Origin of the sequence: Propionivibrio sp. (assembly GCF_041441355.1) — a bacterium.
Classification (GTDB): domain Bacteria; phylum Pseudomonadota; class Gammaproteobacteria; order Burkholderiales; family Rhodocyclaceae; genus Propionivibrio.
Genome location: NZ_JASDTF010000021.1, coordinates 48264 through 70642, shown reverse-complemented (window position 1 = coordinate 70642; position 22379 = coordinate 48264). Strand labels below are relative to the sequence as shown.

16 protein-coding genes are annotated in these 22379 nt (G+C 64.2%); 10 read left to right on the top strand and 6 right to left on the bottom strand.

From position 1 onward, the window contains the following. Positions 1-386 precede the first annotated feature (386 nt). The 10 genes from QMB55_RS09045 (at position 387) to QMB55_RS09000 (ending at position 13157) form a co-directional block, all read left to right on the top strand. Positions 387-872, top strand: a complete 486-nt coding sequence (locus QMB55_RS09045; protein ID WP_497588368.1) for a type IV pilin protein — start codon at positions 387-389, stop codon at positions 870-872. Beyond that, positions 866-1465 carry a GspH/FimT family pseudopilin gene (locus tag QMB55_RS09040; RefSeq protein WP_497588367.1) on the top strand — a complete coding sequence of 200 codons (600 nt, stop codon included), beginning with the start codon at positions 866-868 and terminating at the stop codon, positions 1463-1465. The genes QMB55_RS09045 and QMB55_RS09040 overlap by 7 nt, the downstream gene beginning before the upstream one ends. Before the next feature lie 18 nt (positions 1466-1483). Next, positions 1484-1882, top strand: coding sequence for a type IV pilus modification PilV family protein (locus QMB55_RS09035; protein ID WP_497588366.1), 399 nt, complete (start codon positions 1484-1486; stop codon positions 1880-1882). A gap of 4 nt (positions 1883-1886) precedes the next feature. After that, positions 1887-2984 (top strand): PilW family protein, encoded by a 1098-nt coding sequence (locus QMB55_RS09030; RefSeq protein WP_497588365.1) that lies wholly within the window; start codon positions 1887-1889, stop codon positions 2982-2984. After that, positions 2981-3610 (top strand): pilus assembly PilX family protein, encoded by a 630-nt coding sequence (locus tag QMB55_RS09025; protein ID WP_497588364.1) that lies wholly within the window; start codon positions 2981-2983, stop codon positions 3608-3610. The genes QMB55_RS09030 and QMB55_RS09025 overlap by 4 nt, the downstream gene beginning before the upstream one ends. A gap of 13 nt (positions 3611-3623) precedes the next feature. Beyond that, complete coding sequence (locus QMB55_RS09020; RefSeq protein WP_497588363.1) at positions 3624-7826, top strand: pilus assembly protein; 4203 nt, start codon at positions 3624-3626, stop codon at positions 7824-7826. Between the two features lie 120 nt (positions 7827-7946). Then, positions 7947-8273 carry a hypothetical protein gene (locus QMB55_RS09015; protein ID WP_497588362.1) on the top strand — a complete coding sequence of 109 codons (327 nt, stop codon included), beginning with the start codon at positions 7947-7949 and terminating at the stop codon, positions 8271-8273. Positions 8274-8593: 320 nt separating this feature from the next. Beyond that, positions 8594-9457: a lytic transglycosylase domain-containing protein gene (locus tag QMB55_RS09010; RefSeq protein ID WP_497588361.1), complete on the top strand. Its 864-nt coding sequence runs from the start codon at positions 8594-8596 to the stop codon at positions 9455-9457. A 147-nt stretch (positions 9458-9604) separates the two neighbouring features. Then, positions 9605-11773 (top strand): type I secretion system permease/ATPase, encoded by a 2169-nt coding sequence (locus QMB55_RS09005; RefSeq protein ID WP_497588360.1) that lies wholly within the window; start codon positions 9605-9607, stop codon positions 11771-11773. Further along, positions 11766-13157: an HlyD family type I secretion periplasmic adaptor subunit gene (locus QMB55_RS09000; protein WP_497588359.1), complete on the top strand. Its 1392-nt coding sequence runs from the start codon at positions 11766-11768 to the stop codon at positions 13155-13157. The genes QMB55_RS09005 and QMB55_RS09000 overlap by 8 nt, the downstream gene beginning before the upstream one ends. A gap of 319 nt (positions 13158-13476) precedes the next feature. On the opposite strand, the gene QMB55_RS08995 is transcribed toward QMB55_RS09000, so the two are convergent. The 6 genes from QMB55_RS08995 to QMB55_RS08970 all read right to left on the bottom strand — a co-directional run bounded on the left by QMB55_RS08995 (position 13477) and on the right by QMB55_RS08970 (position 22335). Beyond that, positions 13477-15447: an EAL domain-containing protein gene (locus tag QMB55_RS08995; protein WP_497588358.1), complete on the bottom strand. Its 1971-nt coding sequence runs from the start codon at positions 15445-15447 to the stop codon at positions 13477-13479. Between the two features lie 29 nt (positions 15448-15476). Then, positions 15477-16199 carry a transglutaminase-like cysteine peptidase gene (locus tag QMB55_RS08990; protein WP_497588357.1) on the bottom strand — a complete coding sequence of 241 codons (723 nt, stop codon included), beginning with the start codon at positions 16197-16199 and terminating at the stop codon, positions 15477-15479. 109 nt (positions 16200-16308) lie between these two features. Beyond that, positions 16309-16791 (bottom strand): hypothetical protein, encoded by a 483-nt coding sequence (locus QMB55_RS08985; RefSeq protein WP_497588356.1) that lies wholly within the window; start codon positions 16789-16791, stop codon positions 16309-16311. Further along, a complete protein-coding gene (locus QMB55_RS08980) occupies positions 16778-17542 on the bottom strand; it encodes a TolC family protein (protein WP_497588355.1) in 765 nt (254 codons plus the stop codon). Before QMB55_RS08980 ends, QMB55_RS08985 begins: the two co-directional genes overlap by 14 nt. Before the next feature lie 330 nt (positions 17543-17872). Then, positions 17873-18262 carry a type I secretion C-terminal target domain-containing protein gene (locus QMB55_RS08975; protein WP_497588354.1) on the bottom strand — a complete coding sequence of 130 codons (390 nt, stop codon included), beginning with the start codon at positions 18260-18262 and terminating at the stop codon, positions 17873-17875. Positions 18263-18423: 161 nt separating this feature from the next. Beyond that, entirely contained in the window at positions 18424-22335 is a 3912-nt protein-coding gene (locus QMB55_RS08970; protein ID WP_497588370.1) for a beta strand repeat-containing protein, read from the bottom strand. Positions 22336-22379: the final 44 nt, after the last annotated feature.

The following is a 22379-nucleotide window of genomic DNA, read 5'->3' as shown; positions in this document are numbered from 1 at the left end:
GGACACTACCCTTTCACGGTAGGTACCGGGGTTCGAATCCCCGTGGGGACGCCAAACGCCAGGCCACGCAAGCCGGCCATTCTCTCCCGCTCGCGCTTCTTCTCTACGGCACCAACGGTTTTCCGCTGCGCTGCATAGCGCATCGGTACTGCCGCCCAGTCCGGCCGCAACGCCCATCCCGACGGGCTTGCAGCGCCACCTTCGCCCGGCCTCGAAACCCGCCCGACCATTCGTCACCAGAAAAAAACCGCGCATCGCACTTGCTTTACTAATCGCCAAAGCCGGCTAGGCTGAGCTTAACCCCTCTCCAACGCAGTGTTTGCGGCCGCCAAGCCGCCACACACGACGTTTTTCTCCGGGCAGGCTCGCGAAAAGGGAGGTGCCTCATGCGCAGGCCTTTCGTGCGAACGGGGAACCGCGGCAAGCGCCGCAACGCCCCGACCCATTCCGGCGGCTTCACGCTCATCGAAGTCATGGTGGTCGTCGCGATCATCGGCATCCTCGCCGCGATCGCGCTGCCCAACTATTCCGACTACGTCACCCGCAGCCGCATCCCAGGCGCCACCTCGGAACTGGCCGGCCGACGGGTGCAGATGGAGCAATTCTTCCAGGACAACCGGACCTACGTAAACGCGCCGGCATGTCCGGTCGCCGCCGTGGCGATCAACGCCAACTTCAACGTCTCCTGCGTCGCCGCACCAACCGCGACCGCGTACACCCTGCAGGCCGTCGGCGTCGGCGCAATGGCCGGTTTCACCTTCACCGTCAACCAGGACGGCACGCGCACCAGCACAGTGACGGGGGCGCCCGCTGGGCGCGGCTGGGCCGGCAACGCCGCGTGCTGGATCAGCAACAAGGGAGGCGCATGCTAATGCGCGGCCCGCAGCGCGCCAAACCGCGCATCGCCACCACGCGCGCCCCGTGTCGCCAAGGCCGGATGACGGGGTTCTCGCTCATCGAGCTGGCCGTCGTGCTGGTCGTTCTGGCCATCGTGATCGCGCTTGGCGCCCCGGCGTTCGCCCAGTGGATCCAGAACAGCCACATCCGCAACGCCACCGAGTCGCTGACGCACGGCATGCTGCGCGCCCGCGCCGAAGCGGTGCAGCGCAACATCGGCACCAGTTTCAGCCTCGGCAACGGCGCGTTCTGGACGGTCACCGACCTGAACACCAACCAGGTCATTGAAACGCGTCCGGCCGCCGAAGTCCCGCCCAGCATCACCCTGACGGTGCTGCCGAACCCCGCCGGCGGCGGCCTTCCGACCAACACCCTCACCTACACCAGCATCGGCACCCTGGCCGCGAACGCCAACGGCAGCGCGGCAATCACACAGATCGACGTCGACACGAGCGCACTGAGCGCCGGCAGCAGCCGCCCCCTGCGCATCCTCGTCGGCGTCGGCGGCATCGTCCGCAGTTGCGACCCGAACCCCAACGTCGACACCGCCGACCCGCGCCACTGCTGAATCCGCGAGCTCACCGCCATGAACCTCAGCGAACCGCTCTCCACGCCCCTCGCCCTTCGCCAGCACGGCGTCGTCCTGCTCGAAGCGCTGATCGCCATCCTGATCTTCTCGCTCGGCATTCTCGGCCTCGTCGGGCTGCAGGCCGGCATGGTCAAGGGCACCTCGGAAGCCAAGTACCGCGCCGAGGCCAGCTACGTTGCGCAGCGCGAAATCGGGCGCATCTGGGCCGATCCGAACAATGCCGCCAACTACCTGCAGAACGGCACCGACATCAGCGGCAGTTCGGGCCTGCCCGGTGGCACGCTGAGCATTGTCCAACCGGCGGCGGGCAGCGCCTACGTGGTCACCGTCGCCTGGCAACAGCCGGGCGAAGCGCCGCACAGCCTGGTCACCAGTTTCAACCTCGCGGGATTCTGAGGCCATGAAGAACGCCCCCGCCGCGCTTCGCCAGAACGGCTTGAGCCTTATCGAACTGATGGTGGCGCTGGTGATCGGCCTCGTCACCACGCTGGTCATCATGCAGGTGTTTTCCGTCTTCGAGGATCAGAAGCGCGCCACGACCGGCTCGGCCGACGCCCAAACGAGCGACAACATCGCCCTCTACCTCATCGCCCGCGACCTGCAGATGGCCGGCTACGGCCTGCTGACGACGACCGACTTCAATCCCTACACTTGCAACCCGGCCCCGCTCTGGGACGACGACAGCAATCCGGCCACGCCGCGCGTCGTCTTCGACCTCGCGCCGGCGGTCATCGGAGCTGGCGGCAATGGTCCAGGCGCCAGCGACAGCCTGACGGTAAGCTACGGCAACACCACCATGGGCGGGATTCCCAACGCCATCAGCGCGCTGGTCGGCAACGTGGCGACGCTGGGCAGCCCGCCGGGCAACAACTACGGCTGCCGGGTCGGCGACCTCGCGCTGGTCATCAACGGCGTGGCCTGCACGATCAGTCGCATCACCGGCCCGACCGACATTGCCTCTCCGCCGGTCGCCAGCGCCCCGCCCAACACCTCGAGCGTCGTCCTCGGCGACACCACCGGCGTGGGCCTCGGCAGCTACCTCGCCTGCCTCGGCAGCTGGACGCGCACCACCTACAGCGTCGCCAACGGCAACCTGCTCGCCAACGGCACCCCGGTCGTCGCCGGCATCCTGGCCCTCAAGGCCCAGTACGGCGTGGCCGCAACGCCCAATTCGAACACCGTCGCCGCCTGGGTCGACGCCGGAACGGCGCCTTGGAACGCGCCGACCAGCGCCGAGCGCGACCGCATCAAGGCGGTGCGTCTGGCACTCGTCGCACGCAACGCCCACTACGAGCGGGACCTCGTCAGCAACGCCTGCAGTTCGACCACTGCGGACGCCCCGACCGGGCTCTGCGCCTGGGCCGGCAGCGCCGCCTCGCCGGCACCGACGATCGACCTGAGCAACGACCCGGACTGGCAGCATTACCGCTACCGCGTCCTCGAAACCATCATCCCGCTGCGCAACGTCATCTGGGCCCGCCCCCTGCTGCCATCATGACTCCGACCCTCGCGCCCCGCCCACACCGCCCACAGCGCCAGCACGGCCTCGTCCTCTTCTTTGCCCTGATCGCCATGGTCGTCATGTCGCTCGCGGCGGTGGCGCTGATCCGCGCCGTCGACACCTCGACCCTGATCGCCGGCAACCTCGCTTTCCGCCGCAGCACCACGACCTCGGGCGATGCCGGCGTCGAGGCCGCGCTCGCCTGGCTCACCCAGACCCAGACCGCCAGTGCCGGGATCAGCGTCCAGACCGACGGCACCCACCCCTTCAACCGCACCGACCTCGTGGCCCGCCCCGGCTATTTCTCCAGCGCCGACCCGGCACTCGACCTCACCGCCGACGCGACCTGGACCGCCGCCAACGGCAGCGTCCTCGTGGGCACCGACGCCAGTGGCAACACCGTCAGCTACCTCATCCAGCGCATGTGCCGCACCGCCAACCAGCCGATCCAGAGCGCCGGCTGCCTCTTCGCCGGCACCAGCGACAGCAGCAGCGGGATGCAGACCAAGCGGCCGCAGGACGTGGTCACCCTGCCCACGGCCCTGTCGCCCATGCTGCGCATCACCGTCCGCAGCAGCGGTCCGAAAGCGACGACCAGTTACATCCAGGCCTATGTCTATTGACGAGGACGCGACCATGCTCCATCCGAACCGCAGCGCTTCAAAACTCCTGATCGCGCTCTCGATCCTGACGTTCGGCGTCGCGCCGCCGGAAGCACGCGCGGCCCTCGTTGATCTCGCCACGACGCCGCTGATCGCCTCGACCACCACCACCGTCCAGCCCAACCTGCTGCTCGTCCTCGACGATTCCGGCAGCATGACCTGGACCTACCTGCCCGACGCCGCCGACGATTTCCGCACCAAATACGGCTACCACAGCAGCCAGTGCAACGGCGTCTACTACAACCCCAACCTCACCTACACTCCGCCGCTCGCCTCCGACAAGACGCCCTACCCGAACGCCAGCTTCACCGCCGCGCACGACAACGGTTTCGACACCAGCAGCACCACGCGTGACCTCAACAGCGCCTTCATCGCCAACCGCTTCGTTCCCGAAGCCGCCAACAGCACCTACTCGAATTACGGCTCCTACCTCGGCAACAGCGGCAGCAATTCGCTCGGTCCCTACGGCGCCTTCTACTACCTGTACACCGGCACGGTGACCTACAAGGACTACAACGACACCAGCTCGGCTTTTTATACCGAATGCAACGTCGCCCTGAGTTCGACCTCCACCGTTTTCGCCAAACGCCGCCTGGCGAGCACCGAGACGACGACGATCGTGGTCAACGGCACCTCGTCCACCTCGGTCAGCGGCATCACCGTGAACGGCGTCCAGATCATGGCGTCCGGCACGGCCGCGAGCACCAGCAGCAGCACGCTCGCGGGGCTCATCGCCGCCAAGATCACCCAGAACGGTTACAGCGCCACGGCCACCGGGAGTACGGTCACGATCAGCGGCCCGACCTCGGCCGCCAACTTCACGCCGGTGATCAGCAAGAGCGGCTCGATGACGCTCACCGCCGACGTCTTCCCCGACACCACGCCGGCCAAGCTAACCAACTTCGCCAACTGGTACAGCTACTACCGGACGCGCATGCAGATGATGAAGACGGCCACCGGCGTCGCCTTTTCCAATCTCGACGACAGCTACCGCGTCGGCCTGATGAAGATCAGCAACTCAGGGACACCGCAGGTCGCGCTCGACACCTTCTCCGGCGGACAGCGCAGCACCTGGTACACGACCTTCTACAACGTCGCCCCGACGGGTTCGACGCCGTTGCGCGAAGCGCTCGCCAACGCCGGCCGTTACTACGCCGGAAAGCTCTCGAACACGACGGACCCCCTGCAGTACTCCTGCCAGCAGAACTTCACCATCCTCTCGACCGACGGCTACTGGAACGGCAACGACGGCTTTCAACTCGACGGCTCGACGGCAGTCGGCAACCAGGACGGCAGCGCCCAGCGGCCAATGAACGACGGCGGCCAAGCCGGAACGACGGTCACCACCACCTACACCCGCGACAGCTACTCAACCTCCACCTCGGGCTGCTCCGGCGGCCGGCGCCGGCTCAAGACGCAGCCGCAAACGGGCACCTGCAGCGTCACTACGGTCAATGGTGTCGCCGGCAGCGAGAACTGCAACTGGGTCAACAGCGGCAGCGCGATCCTGGGCCCGACCTGCCAATCGAGCATCACCCTGCCCAATCCCAACCCCAGCGCCCGCGTCCAGGTCGGCAGCCCGGTCACCACGCTGGGCAGCGTCGGTGGCACCTCCGACACACTCGCCGACGTGGCGATGTACTACTACCAGACCAACCTGCGCACCCCGGCGCTCAACAACTGCGGCACCGTCGTCCCGCCCGCCACCGTCGGCGCACTGTGCACGCCCAACACGGTGTTCGCCACCAACACCGACAACAACACCAACCAGCACATGACCACCTTCACCTTCGGTCTGGGTGCCAGCGGCCGGATGCTCTACTCGCCGAGCTACCTCACCGACAGCAGCGGCGACTTCGTCTCGGTCAAGCTCGGACTGACTGCCAACAACGGCGCCACGCCTCCGGTCTGTTCGTGGCAGAGCAACGGCACGGTCTGCAACTGGCCGACGCCCAGTTCCGACTCACCGGCCAACATCGACGACCTCTGGCATGCCGCGGTTAACGGGCGCGGCGCCTACTTCAGCGCCGCCGACCCAAGCAGCCTCTCGGCCGGTCTGGCCAACGCGCTGGCCAGCATCAGCACGCGCAAGGGCAACTCGGCCGCCGCCGCAACCAGCACGCTCAACCCCATCTCAGGCAACAATTACGCCTACCTCGCGAGCTACACCACCGCACTCTGGAAAGGCAACCTCGAATCGCGGAGCATCAACCTCGACACAGGCACGATCAACCTTAACGCCAACTGGTGCGTCGAGAACGTCGTTCCCGACACCTGTGCCTCGCCCGGATCGATCGTCCCCGAAGCCACCGGCTCGACGACGGTGTACAACTGCGTCACGCCCAACTCGGTGATCTGTCCCAACGGCACGCTCGACGGCACCAACTGCAAGGTTCCCGTCGCCATCTCCTGCACCGGCACCAACAACGGCCGCGCGGCCGACACCAGCGACAACCGCACGATCAAGACCGCCAACGCCGGCGCTACCGCGCTGATCGACTTCGACGCCGCCTACGCCGCCGCCAACCCCGCCCATTTCGCCGCCGCCAAGGTCAGCCAGCTCAGCCAGTGGTCGCTGCTCAGCACCGCCCAGCAGAGTGTCGCCACCGGTGCCAACCTGCTCAACTACCTGCGCGGCCAGTACGCCTACGAAGACCGTCCGACCAACCCGGCCGCCAACCGCCTGTTCCGTTACCGCGACGCCCTGCTCGGCGACATCCTCGACTCGCAGCCGGTCTATCTCGGTCCGCCGAACTTCGGCTACCCCTATCCGGGCTACCAGACGTTCGCCAGCACCCACGCCAGCCGCCCCGGAACGATCTACCTCGGCGCCAACGACGGCATGCTGCACGCCATCGCCGCCGACACCGGGCAGGAGCGCTGGGGCTATGTCCCGAGCATGGTCATCCCCAACCTCTGGCGGCTCGCCGACCAGCACTACGAAGCACTGCACCAGAACTACGTGAACGGCAACGCGGCCACCGGCGACGTCTGCACCGCCAATTGCAGCTGTGATGCCGATTGCGTCGCTGGCGGCGGCACGGCGCCGACCTGGCGGACCATTCTCGTCGGCGGGCTCGGCGGTGGCGGCCGCGGCTATTTCGCACTCGACATCACCGACCCGACCGCCCCCACCCTGCTCTGGGAATTCACCCCCACCTCCGGCAACGGCTCGATCACCGACGACGATCTCGGCTACTCGTACGCCGAACCCATCATCGTGCGCCGCGCCGACGGCACCTGGAACGTCCTCGTCACCTCCGGCTACAACAACGTCAGCCCCGGCGCGACCGGCTTCGGCTACCTCTACGTGCTCGACGCGCAGCACGGCACCATCCTCAGCAAGATCTCCACCGGGGTCGGCAGCGCCACCACGCCCAGTGGACTCGGCCGCATCACCGTCTGGAACAATGAACCGGCGGGTAACCTCGCCGGCTACGTCTATGGCGGCGATCTCCTCGGCAACCTCTGGCGCTTTGACCTCAACAGCAGCCAGAGCGCCGTCATCGGCACCGGCCACGCACTGCGCTTCGCCACGCTGTTCGCCGACACCGGCGCCAGCCAGCCGCAGCCGATCACCACGGCGCCGACGCTCGGCCAGATCAACGGCAAGCGGGTGATCTTCGTCAATACCGGGAAATACCTCGAAACCAGCGACCTTACGACGACCCAGATCCAAAGTCAGTACGCGATCAAGGACGACGACGCGACCAGCACCCTCGTCAATCCGCGCACCACCCTCGTCCGCCAGACCTTGAGCAATACCAGCACCGGAACGCGCACCGGGACCAGCAACACGGTCAATTTCTACACTGGACGTGGCTGGTTCTTCGATTTCCCGGACACTGGCGAACGCGCCAACGTGGGCAGCCAGCTCATCCAGGGCACCCTGCTCGTGCCGAGCATCGTGCCCTCGAACACCGCCTGCACCCCGGGCGGCTACGGCTGGATCAACTACGTCGACTACCGCACCGGGGGTACCGTCGCCGGCGGCAGTACCGTCGGGCTCAAGACCGCCTCACCGATCGTCGGCGTCAGCTACGTGGTCATCAACAACACCCCAATTCCGTACGTCATCACCTCGGGCTCGCCGCCCCTGGTGCCGCCGATCCCCTTCTCCGCGCTCAACCAGGGCTTCACGGGAACGCGCGTCCTGTGGCGGGAGCTCGTACGCTAAAGCGCGCCATCACGCCTCTTTTCCCCTGCAGCGGAGTTCGGCGACGCAGGACTACAGCCGACGACGCGCTCGTGGCACAATCAGGCCTGCGCTCAACGCCCAACACCGACGGAGAACACCATGCCCTACGTCATGCGCAATCCCCAAGGGGACATTGTCGCGCTGTACAAGCACGCCGAACCGGGCAGTGAATACCTGTCGTCCGACGCTCCCGAGGTACTGGCTTTCTTCAGCGACACGGCCAAGGGCGAGGGGTTTTCCCTGCAAGACGATCTGGCGATGATCCGCGTCATCGAAGACGTCATCGAACTCTTGATCGCCAAGAACCTGATCGTCCTCACCGACCTGCCCCCGGCCGTGCAGAAGAAACTGCTCCTCCAGCAAAACCGGCGCGCCAAGTTGTTCAAGGAACTCAGCCTCGACGAAGGCGGTATCCTGCTGCCCTGATCCTGATCGAGTGCAAAACCTCGCCGCGACCAGGCGGCCGGCCCATCGTGTTCTGCGCATCGCAGAGTCGGCATCGGCGAAGAAAAAAGCGCCCGGTTTGTCTATAGTGGGAGCGTCGCTCCGTCGGCCAGGGCATCCCCGCTGACGCACCCACTTTGTCCAACCCCACCCCCTGACAGCCCCTCACAGCCCGCCCCAACCTTTTGGAGGCGCCGCGCATGTTCACTCCGATCGACGCGCATCGGTGCGCGAAGCACGCCCCGCCGCGGCAAGAGTCTCCGTTGCCCTGCCGACGGAGAACGCGGGGGGTTACGAACCCGTTGGCATGCCTCCTTGCCGCCCTGTGGTTGCTCCCTGTTTGCGGCAACGCATACGCGCTGGCGGCGCCACGCAGTGACGAGGCCGAGTCGCCACGGGTACGTGCGCTTCTGGCCCAGGCCTGGGCCAATGAAAGCGGTCGCGGCCTGCGCCAGAATCGCCCGCTCGCTTCGCTCCTCTACCAGCAGGCGGGCCTGCTCGGCAGCGCCGAAGGGTATTACCGCTCAGCGCGCCTGCAACTGGCCCTCGGACGCGGCAAAGGCCCACTGCTTTCCGCCGCGTGCCTGTTCTCCGCCGCCAGCCAGCTTGGTCATCACGCCGCTCAGGATGCGCTCGAAAGCCTGAGTCCGCGCCTCGGTAGCACGGGCCTGGCCTGTTCCGAGACGCCAACGTTCTTCGCCCTTTACCAGCAGTTCGACCTCGATGCCTACCTGCGTGCACTTCCGCCTCCGCGGCAGCAAATCGTACGCCTGATCCGCACCCTGGCACCGAAATACGGCGTTGATCCACGCCTGGCGCTCGCCGTCGCCACCGTCGAATCGAACCTCGACCCCTGGGCCGTCTCGCCCAAAAACGCCATGGGGGTGATGCAGCTGATCCCGGCCACCGCCGAACGGTTCAACGTGCGCCAGCCGTTCAACGCCGAACAGAACATCCACGGCGGGCTGGCCTACCTGCGCTGGCTCAAAACCTATTACGCTGGCGACACGGTACGTGTGCTCGCCGCCTACAACGCGGGCGAGAAAGCAGTCGACCGCTATGGCGGCATCCCCCCCTACCAGGAGACCCTGGCCTACGTCGCCCGGGTCATGGGGTATTCCGGACGCAACATTCCTGGGCAGGAAATGCCAAAAAAATCACACTAACCGCAAGCTTGGCCTTTTTTTTTCGCATGGCGCTCTATAGTGAAATCGAGGCGCGGCCCTTGCCGCGCGCCCGGCGTCCGCAGTTGAAATCGCATCAATCATGGCCGCCTCCGTAGACCGGCAACCCTCTTTTCAGACCGTCGCCCAATGGAGTCAGCCGCCATCACCTCCGATCCCTGGCCTCTGCCACGCACCGCCAGCCGCCCATTCGACGCGCTCGCCGAATGCCTCGTCCTGTTGACGAAGCATTACCAGCGCCCCTACTCGGTCCAGACCCTGGTTTCGGGGCTGCCGCTTGAAAACGGCCGGCTGAGCCCAGAGCTCTTCGTCCGCGCGGCCGCCCGGGCTGAGATGTCGGCCCGAGTGATGCGTCGCCAGCTCACCGAGATTTCCCCCAACACCCTGCCCGTCGTTCTCCTGCTCAACGATCAGCGGGCCTGCGTGGCCCTCTCTTTCGACGCCGAACATCAGCGCTGGACGATCCTGCAGCCCGAATCGAACGGGGGCGAAAGCAGCTTGAGCACCGCGCAGCTCGAAGCGCAGTACGCCGGTGGCGTCATTTATGTCAAACCCGGCTTCAAATACGCCGAGGAGCACGTTCAAAGCGCGGTCCCGCGCCAGCAGCACTGGTTCTGGGGCGTCCTCGCCCATGCTTGGCCGCTGTATTCCGAAGTGCTCATCGCCTCGTTCCTGATCAACGTTTTCGCGTTGCTCAGCCCGTTGTTCATCATGAACGTATATGACCGGGTCGTCCCCAACGAGGCCTACGTCACGCTGTGGACCCTGGCCCTCGGCCTCGGCATCGCCTACGTCTTCGACTTCGTGATGCGCAGCCTGCGCGGCTATTTCCTCGACGTCGCCGGAAAGCAGATCGACGTCATCCTGCTCGCCGCCATCTTCGAACAGATCCTCGGCTTGCGCTCGGCGGTGCGCCCGCGCTCGGTTGGCAGCCTGGCCAACAACCTGCAGGAATTCGAGGGCTTCCGCGAGATGATGACGTCGGCCTCGGTCTCCACGCTGATCGACATGCCTTTCGCGCTGCTCTTCCTCGCCATCATGTGGTGGGTGGGCGGTTGGATCGTGGCAGTGCCGCTGGTGCTCATTCCGCTCAGCGTCTGCATCGGTCTGTTCCTCCAGCCGCGTCTGTCGGTGCTGGTCAGCAAGGTGATGCGCGCCACCTCGCTCAAGCAGGCGACACTCATCGAGACCCTGGGCGGCATCGACACGCTCAAGGCACTCGCGGCCGAAAGCCGCATGCAGCGCATCTGGGAGCAGACCATCGGAGAAATCGGGCGGCAGAGCCTCGCGGCCAAGCTGCTCTCGGCCGTCATCACCAACCAGGCCGCCTTCCTGCAGAACCTCGCGGTCGTGCTGGTGGTGATCGTCGGCGTCTATCAGATCAGCGCGCACAACGTTTCGGTCGGCGGCCTGGTCGCTTGCAGCCTGCTGGTCGCGCGCGCGATGACTCCGTTTGCCCAGATCGCGGCCCTGCTCACCCGCTTCTATCAGGTCAAGACGGCCCTCGCGGGCATCGACGCGATCATGAAGCTGCCCGTCGAGCGCCCGCCCGCCAAGCAGTTCGTGCACCGCCCCGACTTCCGCGGCGACATCGAATTCCGCAACGTCTCCTTCGCCTACCCCGGCCAGGATTTCGACGCCTTGAGCAACGTCAGCTTCACGGTCCGCGCCGGAGAACGCGTCGGCATCATCGGACGCGTCGGCTCGGGCAAGACGACGATCGAAAAACTCATCCTCGGCATCTACCAACCATCCAGTGGTTCGATCTGGATCGATGGTGTGGACATGCAACAGATCGACCCGGCCGACATCCGCCACCACATCGGCTACGTCCCGCAGGACATCGTGCTTTTCGCCGGCTCGGTGCGCGACAACCTGATGCTCGGCAGCGCCTTCTCCGACGATGTCGCCATGCTGCGCGCAGCCGAACTCGGAGGCGTCATGGAAATCGTTGCCCGGCACCCGAAAGGGCTGGACATGCAGATCGGTGAACGCGGCGAGGCGCTTTCCGGCGGCCAACGCCAGGCCATCGCCATCGCCCGGGCGCTGGTCAAGGATCCGCCTTTCCTGATGCTCGACGAACCGAGCAACTCGCTCGACAACCGCGCCGAGGAAACCCTCAAGAAGAAACTCGCCGCCTACCTCGGGCCGCAGCACAGCCTGCTGCTCGTCACCCACCGGGCCTCGCTGCTCACCCTCATCAACCGTCTGATCGTGCTGGACAATGGACGCATCATCGCCGACGGCGAGAAGCAGCAAGTGCTCGACGCCCTCTCCGGAGGGAAGATCCATGTCTAAGCCCCCCTTCATCGAACGTGCACGCGCCGCTGTCGACGCTTTTCTCTTTCCCGCTGCCGGCGGAACGCGCGAGCAGCGCACCGAAGCCGAGTACATGCCGGATCGGTTGTCGGCCTTTTTCCTGCGCCCGGCCCGCCTCAACTTTGTCATCGTCCGGGCGACCTTCACCTGCTTCCTGCTGCTCTTCGTCTGGTCGGCGCTGGCTCACCTCGAAGAAGTGACCGTCGGCGAAGGCAAGGTCATTCCCAGCAGCCAGGTGCAGGTCATCCAGAACCTCGAGGGCGGCATCGTCAACGGCATCCCGGTCAAGGTCGGGGATCTCGTCCAGCGCGACCAGATCGTCCTGCACATCGATCCGACCCGCTTCTCCTCCTCGCTCGGCGAAACCAAGGCCAAATACCACGCCCTGCTGGCCAAGATTGCTCGCCTCGAAGCCGAAGCCCACGACCGGCCGCTCGTCACCAACCCCGAGCTCGAACGCGAAAACCCGCAGGTCATGAAACAGGAATTCGACCTCTACGTCACCCGCCAGAACGAACAGGAAGCCGCCAAGGGCGTCCTCCAGCAGCAAGTCCAGCAACGCCAGCACGAACTCGCCGAAAAGCGCGCCCGCGCCCAGCAACTCGCCGAGAGCTACCGCCTGATCTCGTCGGAAGTCAGCATGACGCGGCCGATGGCCAAGCAGCAGGTCATCTCCGACGTCGAACTGCTGCGCCTCGAGCGCCAGGCCAACGATCTGCGCGGCGAACTCGAAGCCACCCGGCTTTCGATCCCACGCATGGAAGCCAGCCTGCAGGAAGCCGTGACCAAACTCGAGGGGGCGGGCGCGAAATTCCGTTCCGACACCGCGATCGAGCTCTCCCAGGCACGTGCCGAGTTGGCCGGAATCACCGCCACCAACGTCGCCATGGAGGACCGCCTGGCCCGCACGACGGTGCGCTCGCCGGTCAACGGCATCGTCAAGACGATCAAAATCAACACCGTCGGCGGGGTCATCCAGCCCGGCATGGAGGTCATGGAAATCGTCCCGATCGAAGACCGTCTATTGATCGAAGCTAAAATCCGTCCCTCCGACGTCGGCTTCCTGCGCCCCGGACAGAAGGCCCTCGTCAAGGTGACGGCGTACGACTACTCGATCTACGGCGGGCTCGAGGCGGTGGTCGAAACCATCACCGCCGACTCGATCACCAACGACAAGGGCGAGAGCTTCTACCTGGTGCGCGTGCGCACCAACCGCAGCTATTTCGGCACCAGCGAGAAACCCCTGCAGATCATCCCCGGGATGCTGACGTCGGTGCACATCTCGACCGGCGAAAAGTCGGTCCTCGCCTACCTGCTCAAGCCCATCGTCAAGGCTCGCAGCGAGGCCATGCGCGAACGCTAAGCCCACCGTTCCCGCCCCCGTGCGCCGGGCCGCAGAAATCCCGGCGCACACGGCAGGACGCCCAGCCCAGGTTTCTCCGCACCCACCGTGCTTTACTGCGCTGCCTCTGTGGCCGTGAACGTTCGCGAATGCGCGCGAGCATGCGCAGGCAATGCCCTGGAAGGGCGTCTGGATGCGCCCTGCAGGCCGACGCCAGGGCGCACCCCGCTTGCCCCCTGGCGCCTACGGCATCCAGCTGCAGCGCAGCGGGCATCCGGTCGATTGCGCCAGAAGCCCCGCCCGATCGTGCAGGAGTTTTGGGCACAGGCGCGCGCGGCGATCACTTGCTCAACGGCCAGGGCACCGGCGTCGAGATGCCGTAGCCCTGAACGGCGTCGACCCCCAGTTCGGCCAGAATCTCGGCAGCACGCCCTTCCTCGACCGATTCGGCGACGACGCTCATGTCGAGTCCGTGCGCAATCTTGACCACCGACTCGACGAAGAAACGATGGTCCTTGCTGCGTTCGATTTCGGTGATGAAGCTGCCGTCGATCTTCAGGCAGTCGATGCGCGTATCGCACAAATAGCCGAAGGAGGAAAAGCCCTTTCCAAAGTGATCGAGGCTCGTCCTCGCGCCCAGCTGACGCAGGCGATTGACCCAGAGGCGCAGGGCTGGGAGATTTTCCGTGGCGCTGTATTCAGCGATCTCGAACATCAGCTGCGAAGCCTGCTCGGGGGCCGCCGCCAACTCCTGGCAAAGCCAGTCGACGAACTGCGGATCAAGGATCGAAGCGGGGAAAAGATTGACCGCAATCAGGCCGCCGAGCGTGTCGCCGCGTTTCTGGCGCGCCATGACTTCGCGCACGACATGACGATCGAATTCCTGGATCAGGCCCAGACGCTTGGCCATCGGCAAGAAAATCCCGGCGGGAACGACCACGCCGCCATCGTCGATCACGCGCAGCAAAACCTCCTGATGGTGAACCGTTGCCGCCGGAGCCACGCGCCGCACCTCCTGACGGAAGAGCAGGACACGATCTTCGGCGAGGATGCGCCGCAGGGTTTCCGACCACTGGCTGGCCGACCGCGTGGCCACGGCCCGCGCAGCCGCGCGCTGGATCTGCCAGGCATTGGCGCCCTTGGCCTGGGCGGCGCGCAGGGCGGAGTCGACCTGCGAAAGGAGATCGCCGAGGGTTTGCCCCGTGTAGCAGACGAGGCCAGCGTGCGCGATGTCCAGGGTATCGATCAGCCCCGCATCGTGCAATTGCGGCAGCGCCTGCATGAGCCGGGTGATGAATTCATCGGCTTCCGCCTCCGAAACGTCGGCCAGAACGATCGCGAAATCCGCGCCGGCGATGTGCGCCGCAAAATGGTCGACGCCGCTCAAGGCACCACAATGCCGCTGGATCAGCGCGCCGAGTCCTTCGAGCAAGGCATCGACCCGGGCGAACCCGAGTTGTTCGTTGAGGCGCCGCAAATCCTTCAATTCGAGCAGGATGAGCGCGCCGCTCAGGAAGCGATCCTCGGCACCGATCAGGAAGCGCAGCTGCATGTCGAAGTAGCGGCGGTTGGCCAGGCCGCTCACCGGGTCGCGGAAATTCTCGGCCCGGATCCGTTCCATCGTCTCCGACTGCTCCTCGAACATCTCCTTGACCTTGGTCGTCATCCGGTTCATCGCCTCGACCACGCTACGCAGCTCAAGCGTCCACGGCAAATGCTTCTGGACCGGATACTCGCGATCGCAAATCGCCTTGGCCTGCGCCTCGACCGCGCGCAGGGGACGCAAAACGAAATGCAGGAGAACGACCCCAAGCACAAAAGTCAGGAGCGAAGCCCCGAGAAACCACCAGAAGGACTGAACGCTGTTGGTCCACAACTTCGTATAAGCATGCCCGGGGTTGGCCGCCACGTAGATCGTCCCGGCCTGCTGCCACCCGGCCATGATCAAAGCTTCGCCGCGCGGTGTCTCGAGCGGAAAGGCGGAGACGAACCAGGCGGGAACGGCCTCCAGTTCCTTCGGTGCGCGTTTTTCGACCAGCAGCTCGCCATCGACGCCGCGCAGCACCACCTCCCGGTAGTAGCCGCTGTCGAAGACGGCGTCGATCAGACGCTCGATCACCACCATTTCGCTGTCCTCGGCGAAATGCGGTGAAAGCGTGAGCCCCAGCGAAGTGGCCGTATCCTGGGAAATGGTCTTGAGCTGCTCGGAGAGATAGGCCCGCGTGTTATGCACGCTGATGGCAAAGGTTCCGGCAAACAGCAGCACGAACAGCGTGGTGATGACGAGGATCAACTGACGTAAAAGGGTCATCGCATTCTCTCCTCCGGAAGCCCGCGGCTTCAGTCGAATTCCTTGCCCATGCGCGCGATGAGATCGCGCCAGAAACCGATGTTGTTCGAACCGCCTTCCACCGTCTTGCCCAAACCGCGCTGTTGCGCGAGCCACAGTCCAGCGCCGTTGAAGGCGTAGACCGGCGTCAAATCGGAACGCTGGCTGGCCGGGCGAATCTCGGGAATCAGATTGTCGAGCACCAGCGGAATGGCTTTGTTATCAGCATAGTAGGTGAGCACCATGTGCGCCTGACTGGGCGGCGTCCACTGCGGATTGCGCGCCTTGACGTAGGTGATCTTCAGCTTTTCCATCGGCACGCCAAGCATGAGCAGCGTGAAGTACTTGGCGATGGCATAGTCTTCGCAATCGCCGCCGTTGGTCATCAGCATCTCGGTCGGCGTCGCCCAGTAATCGTTCACCCGCCAGTGCTCGGCATCGGAAACAAAGGGAATGCGGTTGAAGAAATCGTTGACCTGGCGAAGCTTCTCGATCTCCGGTCGCTCGCGCGACGACCAAGCCACCTTCTGCCAGGCTTCGAGACGCTGTCGTGCCAGCGGCCCGTGTTTCTTTTCCGCGACATCGAGCATGTGCGGCGTAAACTGGATGCGCGGCAGGTCCGACGCCGCCAGGAACGGCCACGGCGCACTCCAGCACACCGCCAGAAGAACGCAAACGGCCGCCAGACATCCGCGTCCGATGCGCCAAAACGACTGGAGACGCCAACGAGCCATCATTCGCATCCGCCCGTTCCAAGCCCAGTTCTCTCGCCTTCAACCGAGGGCGAGGCGAAAACAAAAACGGCCCGGAGGACATCGACTCCGGGCCGTCCTTTACATCACTTTATTGGGACAGCGCACCTTCTTCCGGCGCCTGCACGCCCAGATAGCTGAGCAGTTGTCCCATGTCGGCGAGCACCCTGTAACGAGCAAACATCTCGAGGTACATGGCCGAGGTGTAGTTCATCTGGGAAGTAAACGATTCGTTCACCGAATCAAGCAGGTCGAGCAGGGTACGCTGACCAAGGTTGAACTGCTTGGCATAGCTTTCGCTGGTCGCGATGCTCATGTCGGCGTGCGTCTTGAGGCCCGGCAAGCGCTCACTCGCCGAGGTGTAGGCGTTCCACGACAAGCGCGTGCTTTCCTCGACCTGGCGCTGAGTGCGGTTCTGCACCTCACGCGCTTCGTTGGTCAGGTGCGTCGTCTCGCTGACGCGCGCCATGTCCGAACCGCCGCGGAAGAGGTTGTAGCGCATGCGCAGCATGGCGTACTTCTCGTCGTTATCGCCTTTGACGCCGTCGAGATTCTTGTTGTTACCCGTAGCCAAGCTCGAGATCGAAGCGCGGGTAATAGCCCGATTTCGCGGCTTCACGCTGGTATTCCGCCGCCTTGACGTCGGCTCCGGCCGACTTGAGGATCGGGTGATTGGCCACCGCTGTGTCGACGGCGCCATCCGCGTTGCGCGGGATCAGCCCGGCATCCGGCGCAGACGGCTTGGTCAGCGCGAGCGGCTTGCTGCCGACCACACGCTGGAAGTTGATCTCGGCGTCGCGCAGGTTGGCTTCGGCCGAAACCAAGTTGGCACGGGCCAAGCCGAGACGGGCGGCCGACTGCTCCTGATCCGATTTGCGCCCGATACCGCCTTGCGAGCGGATGTCGATCTGATCCATGGTGCGCGTATGCGCATTGAGGTTTTCCTTGGCCAGACGCACCATCTCCTGGTTGCGCAGGACATTGAGGTACGACTCGACCACCCGCAGACCCACCGCTTCGGACGTGCCAAGCACCTTCCAGGCTGCGGATTCGACGCGGGCCTTGTTGCGCCCGACTTCGCTGCTCACGGCAAAGCCGTCGAACAACATCTGGGTCAGGGTGATCTGGGCTTCCTGACGATTCAGCTTGCGCCAGTCGTTGTAGCCCAGGGCACGGGTGGTGGTGTTATCGCTCCACTCGTTCCCCGTCCCCGCCAGCAGGTCGACCTTGGGGAAGAAGCCACCGCGCGCGCCTTTAACGGCCTCGTCGTTAGCCAGGCGCTGATTGGTCTCGACCAGCACATCCGGATTGGTTTTGATCGCCATGCTGACTGAATCCTGCAGCGACTGCGCAAAGGCAGGCGCCTAGAACATGGCTGCCACGGCAATGGCAACAACGGAAACACGGACTGTATTCTTCATTGTTCAACCCTCTTCCCCGTTAATTGGTGTGATTCGCTACGACGATGAACGCTACGCTGTTGTTCTACTCCTTCCGAGCCCCCCTTGTCCAACGCCATCTTCATCGCCCGGCCGCAATCCGCGGCAAGTGTTGTGGCGTACGCAACACCTGACTTTCCCCTGCTAACACAAGGGTTTAAAGACATGCACAAAGGTGATTTCCGCGAGCCTGATTCGGCTCACCGAACCGTCCCGTCATTTCAGTTGGTCGTTATTGAGCAAGGTCGCCAATAAGGTCGCCGCATCGAACCCGCCGGAGAGGTTGGCGAGCGTCACGACTGGCACCGTCGCGGCCTCGCTGCCGCTGCCATCGGTGTCGAGGACAATCCTCGCTGTCGTCGCATCGACCGTCTCGACGCGCAGGAAACCGCCGGAAATCGCCGCTCCAAGCTCAGCTGGAAGCACGCCGTGCCCGGTCTCGGCGCCCGTAAGGACGTCACCGAGATCGAGTACGTCCGAGCCACGAGCGCCCTCTGAAACCTTGCCTTGGGCCTCGGACAGCCCGTCGCCCAGCGGAACCTTTCCACTGTCGGCGGTAAAAAAATCATGGCGGTCGTTCAGGACATCGCTCCCGGTTTTCTTCATCGTTCAGACCTTTTCCCATTGATCGATGAAATACGCTACGACGATCAGCGTTACGGTTGCCTTTCTACTCCTCCTGAATTCGGCTGTCCAATCCTCCTTCCCTGGTTGTACTCCTCGGAGGAGGAGGCGACGCCTCCTCCTTTGCCCGAAGAACAGACGCCTTACTTCAGCTGATCGTTATTGAGCAAGGTTGTGAGCAGCGTTGCCGCGTCGAAGCCGCCCGTGAGGTTGGCGAGCGTGACCACCGGAACGCTTGCCCCACTGCTGCTGGCGGTACCGTCGGTATCGAGCACGATCCTCGCCGTCGTCGCATCAACCGCCTCAACCCGCAGGAAGCCGCCGGAGATCGCCGCCCCGATGTCGGTCGGAATCGCGCTGTTGTTGGCGTGCGCGCCGGTCAGCAGGTCGCCGATGTCGAGGACGTCGGCATTGGCATCGGCCGCGAAGTTTCCGATCTTGAAATCGGTGATTCGGTCGGCAGCGGCATTGCTAAAGCTATCGGCATTGAAGTCGAACGTATCATGGCCGTTCCCGCCGGTCAGGATATCGTCACCGAGGCCGCCGGTCAGGATGTCGTTGCCGTCACCACCGAGCAGCGTGTCGTTGCCACTGCCACCGGCGAGCGTATCGTTGCCGGCCAGGCCGCTGATGTTGTCATTGCCGCCACCACCGTACAGCACATCGGCGCTGGTCGTGCCGGTCAACGTCTGATTACCCGCAAGTGCGCTGGGCTCAAGACTGAGGTTCAACTTTCCGGACGAGGTATCTCCATCTGCGTCGGTCAGTTTCAGATTGAAGTTCAGGTCGACCGGATTGCCGGAGGTCAAACTCTGAAGCTCGAGATGACTCAAGGAGAACTTGCCATCGGTGCCGCCAGTTCCGGCGTTGACGATCTCAACGCGGTCATAACCCGTGAGGCCCGTTGTGACGATCTTGTCGCCGGCCAGGAGGTTAGTGATGGTAACGAAATCATTCCCCGTTGTACCACCACCATCCTGGAAGTCGAACCCAAGCCCGGCAACCGTGCCATCCCCCGTCGCGGAGGCAATCAGCGTCCCTCCGCGATAGACATCGACCTGACCAATCTGACGGAGCGTGTCATCAGTGAAGATCTTATTGTCGCCGGCATCCCAGACCTTGATCGTCATATCGGCCACAGTCCCGCTCGAGATCTGATCGACCGTAAACGCGAATTTGTTGATCAGATAGTGTGAGTTGAAGCTGTAGTCCGTCACCTGATTGCCGCTGGTGATCAACGAGATGTTGGCAAAATCGATCCGCAGCCCTTGGGTAAAGTCGATGAATTGCGAACCGACCCCAACGTCATTCGAGTCGCTATTCACGCTAGTGGCACCGATCGGGGTGAAGAGCAGGTCTCGTCCTGCATTCTCGCCCGTCGTCGTTTCAACCACCTTCCAAGGCGGATTGCCGGCGGGGCCGGTTCCCGAGAGGTTGCTGAAGGTCACCTTAGCACCGTTGTCGATCGCCTGCGACAGGGTCATCGTGTAGTCATCACTGGCCGTCGCGTAGCTGCCGTCCGGGTTGAGGTCGAGGGTGAAGACTTTGGAGGCTGTCGTCGACGATGCCGTGGTGTAGGTCGAACCGGCAAGCTTGGAGCCGACCATCGTCTGTCCGTCCGACGAGAGGTAGAGGTAGACCTGCGCCCCACCGGACGTCACCCCGGTCATTGCCTGACCGTTGGTGTACCCGGCAAAGGTGATCGTGCCCATCTGATCCGCACCGGTGTTGTTGTCGATGTTTTGATCGACATCCAGCCAGCTGTTCAGGGTCGTGCCACTTGCATTGTTCATTGCCCCGACCTGCGGCGTGAAATTCAATGGTGCGTCGTCGCCGATATTGACCGTCAGCGTCTGCATCGCGCTGCCGCCGTGACCATCGACCACCGTCACGTTGAAGGTGTCGCGTCCCGGCTCGATGTTAGATCCGGAGGCGTTGTTGTCGACGTTGTTGTTGAGCTGATACGACCAGGTATACGTTCCGCCAACCAGGGCAATCGTCAGATTGCCATAGCTGCCGGCATACGTTCCCGGAACGATGGTCAGCGTGTCCGTGGCATCCGGGTCACTGACCGTGAAACTCCCGCTCACGAGCGTCAGCGTGTTGCCAGCATGGCTACCGTCGGACAGCCCGGCCTCGTACACCATCTGCCCGTTACCGACGATCGACAGGCTCGGCGGCGAATTCTCGGTCAGCGTGATGTTGAGGAAGGCGCTCGAGAAATCGCCATCGCCATCGCGCAGGGTGAATTGCACTTTGAACGGCGTCGTATCGGCATCACCCATCGGCGGGGTCAGCGTGTAACTACCGTCGTTCTTGACCAGCAAGGTACCGCGCGTGGCGCCCAGATTGATCGTGAATTGGGTGTTCGCACCGCTGAAGGTGTAGGTCTGCCCGACCCCCGGACCTGCGCCATCCGCGTCGTAGAACACGGAGACCAGCTGCGGTGTGCCATACCCATCCGCACCCGCGGTGCTGTTGACCAGCAGGTTGCCGGTCACCGGCGTGAGGATGCTGGTCAGCAGGGCATCGATGGTCGCGGTCAGCGAGGTCAGATCCGAACTCGGGACGATGACCACATGGTCTTGCTGGCCGATCGGTGCAGCGACATCGGTGTTCGGGTAGGCAATCGGATTGAGGTTGTTGACGTCGGCCGAATTGACGCCACTGCCGATCCCGATCGCGAAGACGTCCGAGATGTTGTTCGTCGGATTACCGACAAAGGCCTCCCATTCGGCGATGGAAACATCCGTACCGGTGCCATTGGTGGTGATACCGGCATCGCCCCCTGACTGACTCGTTGTATTCGGCTCGCCATCGGACATGAAATAGACGACCGTCTTCTCGGCCATTCCGGCCGGACGAATACCGGCGTAGTTGCTCATCATCTCGTTGAGCGCCACGTCGTAGTCGGTGTTACCTCCACCGAAATTCCAGTTGGCCGCCGTCTGGATATAGGTGATCGCCTCGGCGCGGGTCATCCAGACTGTGTGCTGGGCATCGGTATCGAACATCACGACCTGGACGTTCTTAACCTCAGGGTGATTGTTGAGCATTTGCTCCATGGCGTAGCGCGCGAGCCCCAGACGGGTGTCGGGATAGCCCGGAACACCGGAGACTGCCCCGTCCATACTGCCAGAAACGTCGATGACGAAGCTCACATCGACCGTTCCCGTTTCACCCGCACGTGCCGTCGCACTGACATCGCGCGCAATGGGCAGATCGTCGATGATGCCCACGGTAATCGTGCGCGTCGCCGACAGCGTGCCGTCATTGACCGAGACATTGAAGGTGTTCACTTCATCCCCGGCCAGGTCGGTGGTGCGGCTCGTGAGGTCGAATTTGTACGAGAAGGTCCCGTTGCCGTCATAACCCGTGAGCGTGACCGTGCCGTTGGTCGTGTTGATCGACTGGCCAACCATGGCATTGAACGAAGCAAACTGCCCCGGCCCGCCACCAAGGGTCATCACGTTGCTGCCCAAGGAAACCGAGTCGATGTCGTCCAGACCGTCGGTATCGGCGATCGTGAAGCTGCCGACGGCCTGCGTGCTGGTCGGCGCCGTTCCCGAACCGGCCGGCAGGCCGGATTCATAGACCAGGTCACCGATGCCATCGACGTTCACGTCCAGTTTCGGACCGTCGTTCGCACCGAAGATGCTGACCGTCAGCGAAGCATTCGCCGTCGCCGTCCCGTCGCTGGCCGTGTAGCTGAAGCTGTCGGTCAGCGGGGCATCGCCCACGTCCCGCGCCTGCACGGCGTTGTAGCCGCCCGCATGCCCGGCCGCGATCGCTTGCGCTTCGGAGGCGTAGAGCGTGTAGGTGTAGGCGCCCGTGCTCGAGAGGCTCAGCACGCCGTAGTTACCGTTGAACGAACCGGTCGTCGTCACCGTCAGCGTCTCGACATCCACGTCCGTGTCCGCCACGTCGCCGAACGTGCCTGACGGCGCGCCCGCATGGGCGAGGGTCTGCAGCACGTTGCCGCTCGCGGCACTGCCGTCTTCCAGCACCCAGTTGGTGTCCGCCTGGGCCGACGGCGCATCGTTGGCACCGAAGATGCTGACCGTCAGCGAAGCATTCGCCGTCGCCGTCCCGTCGCTGG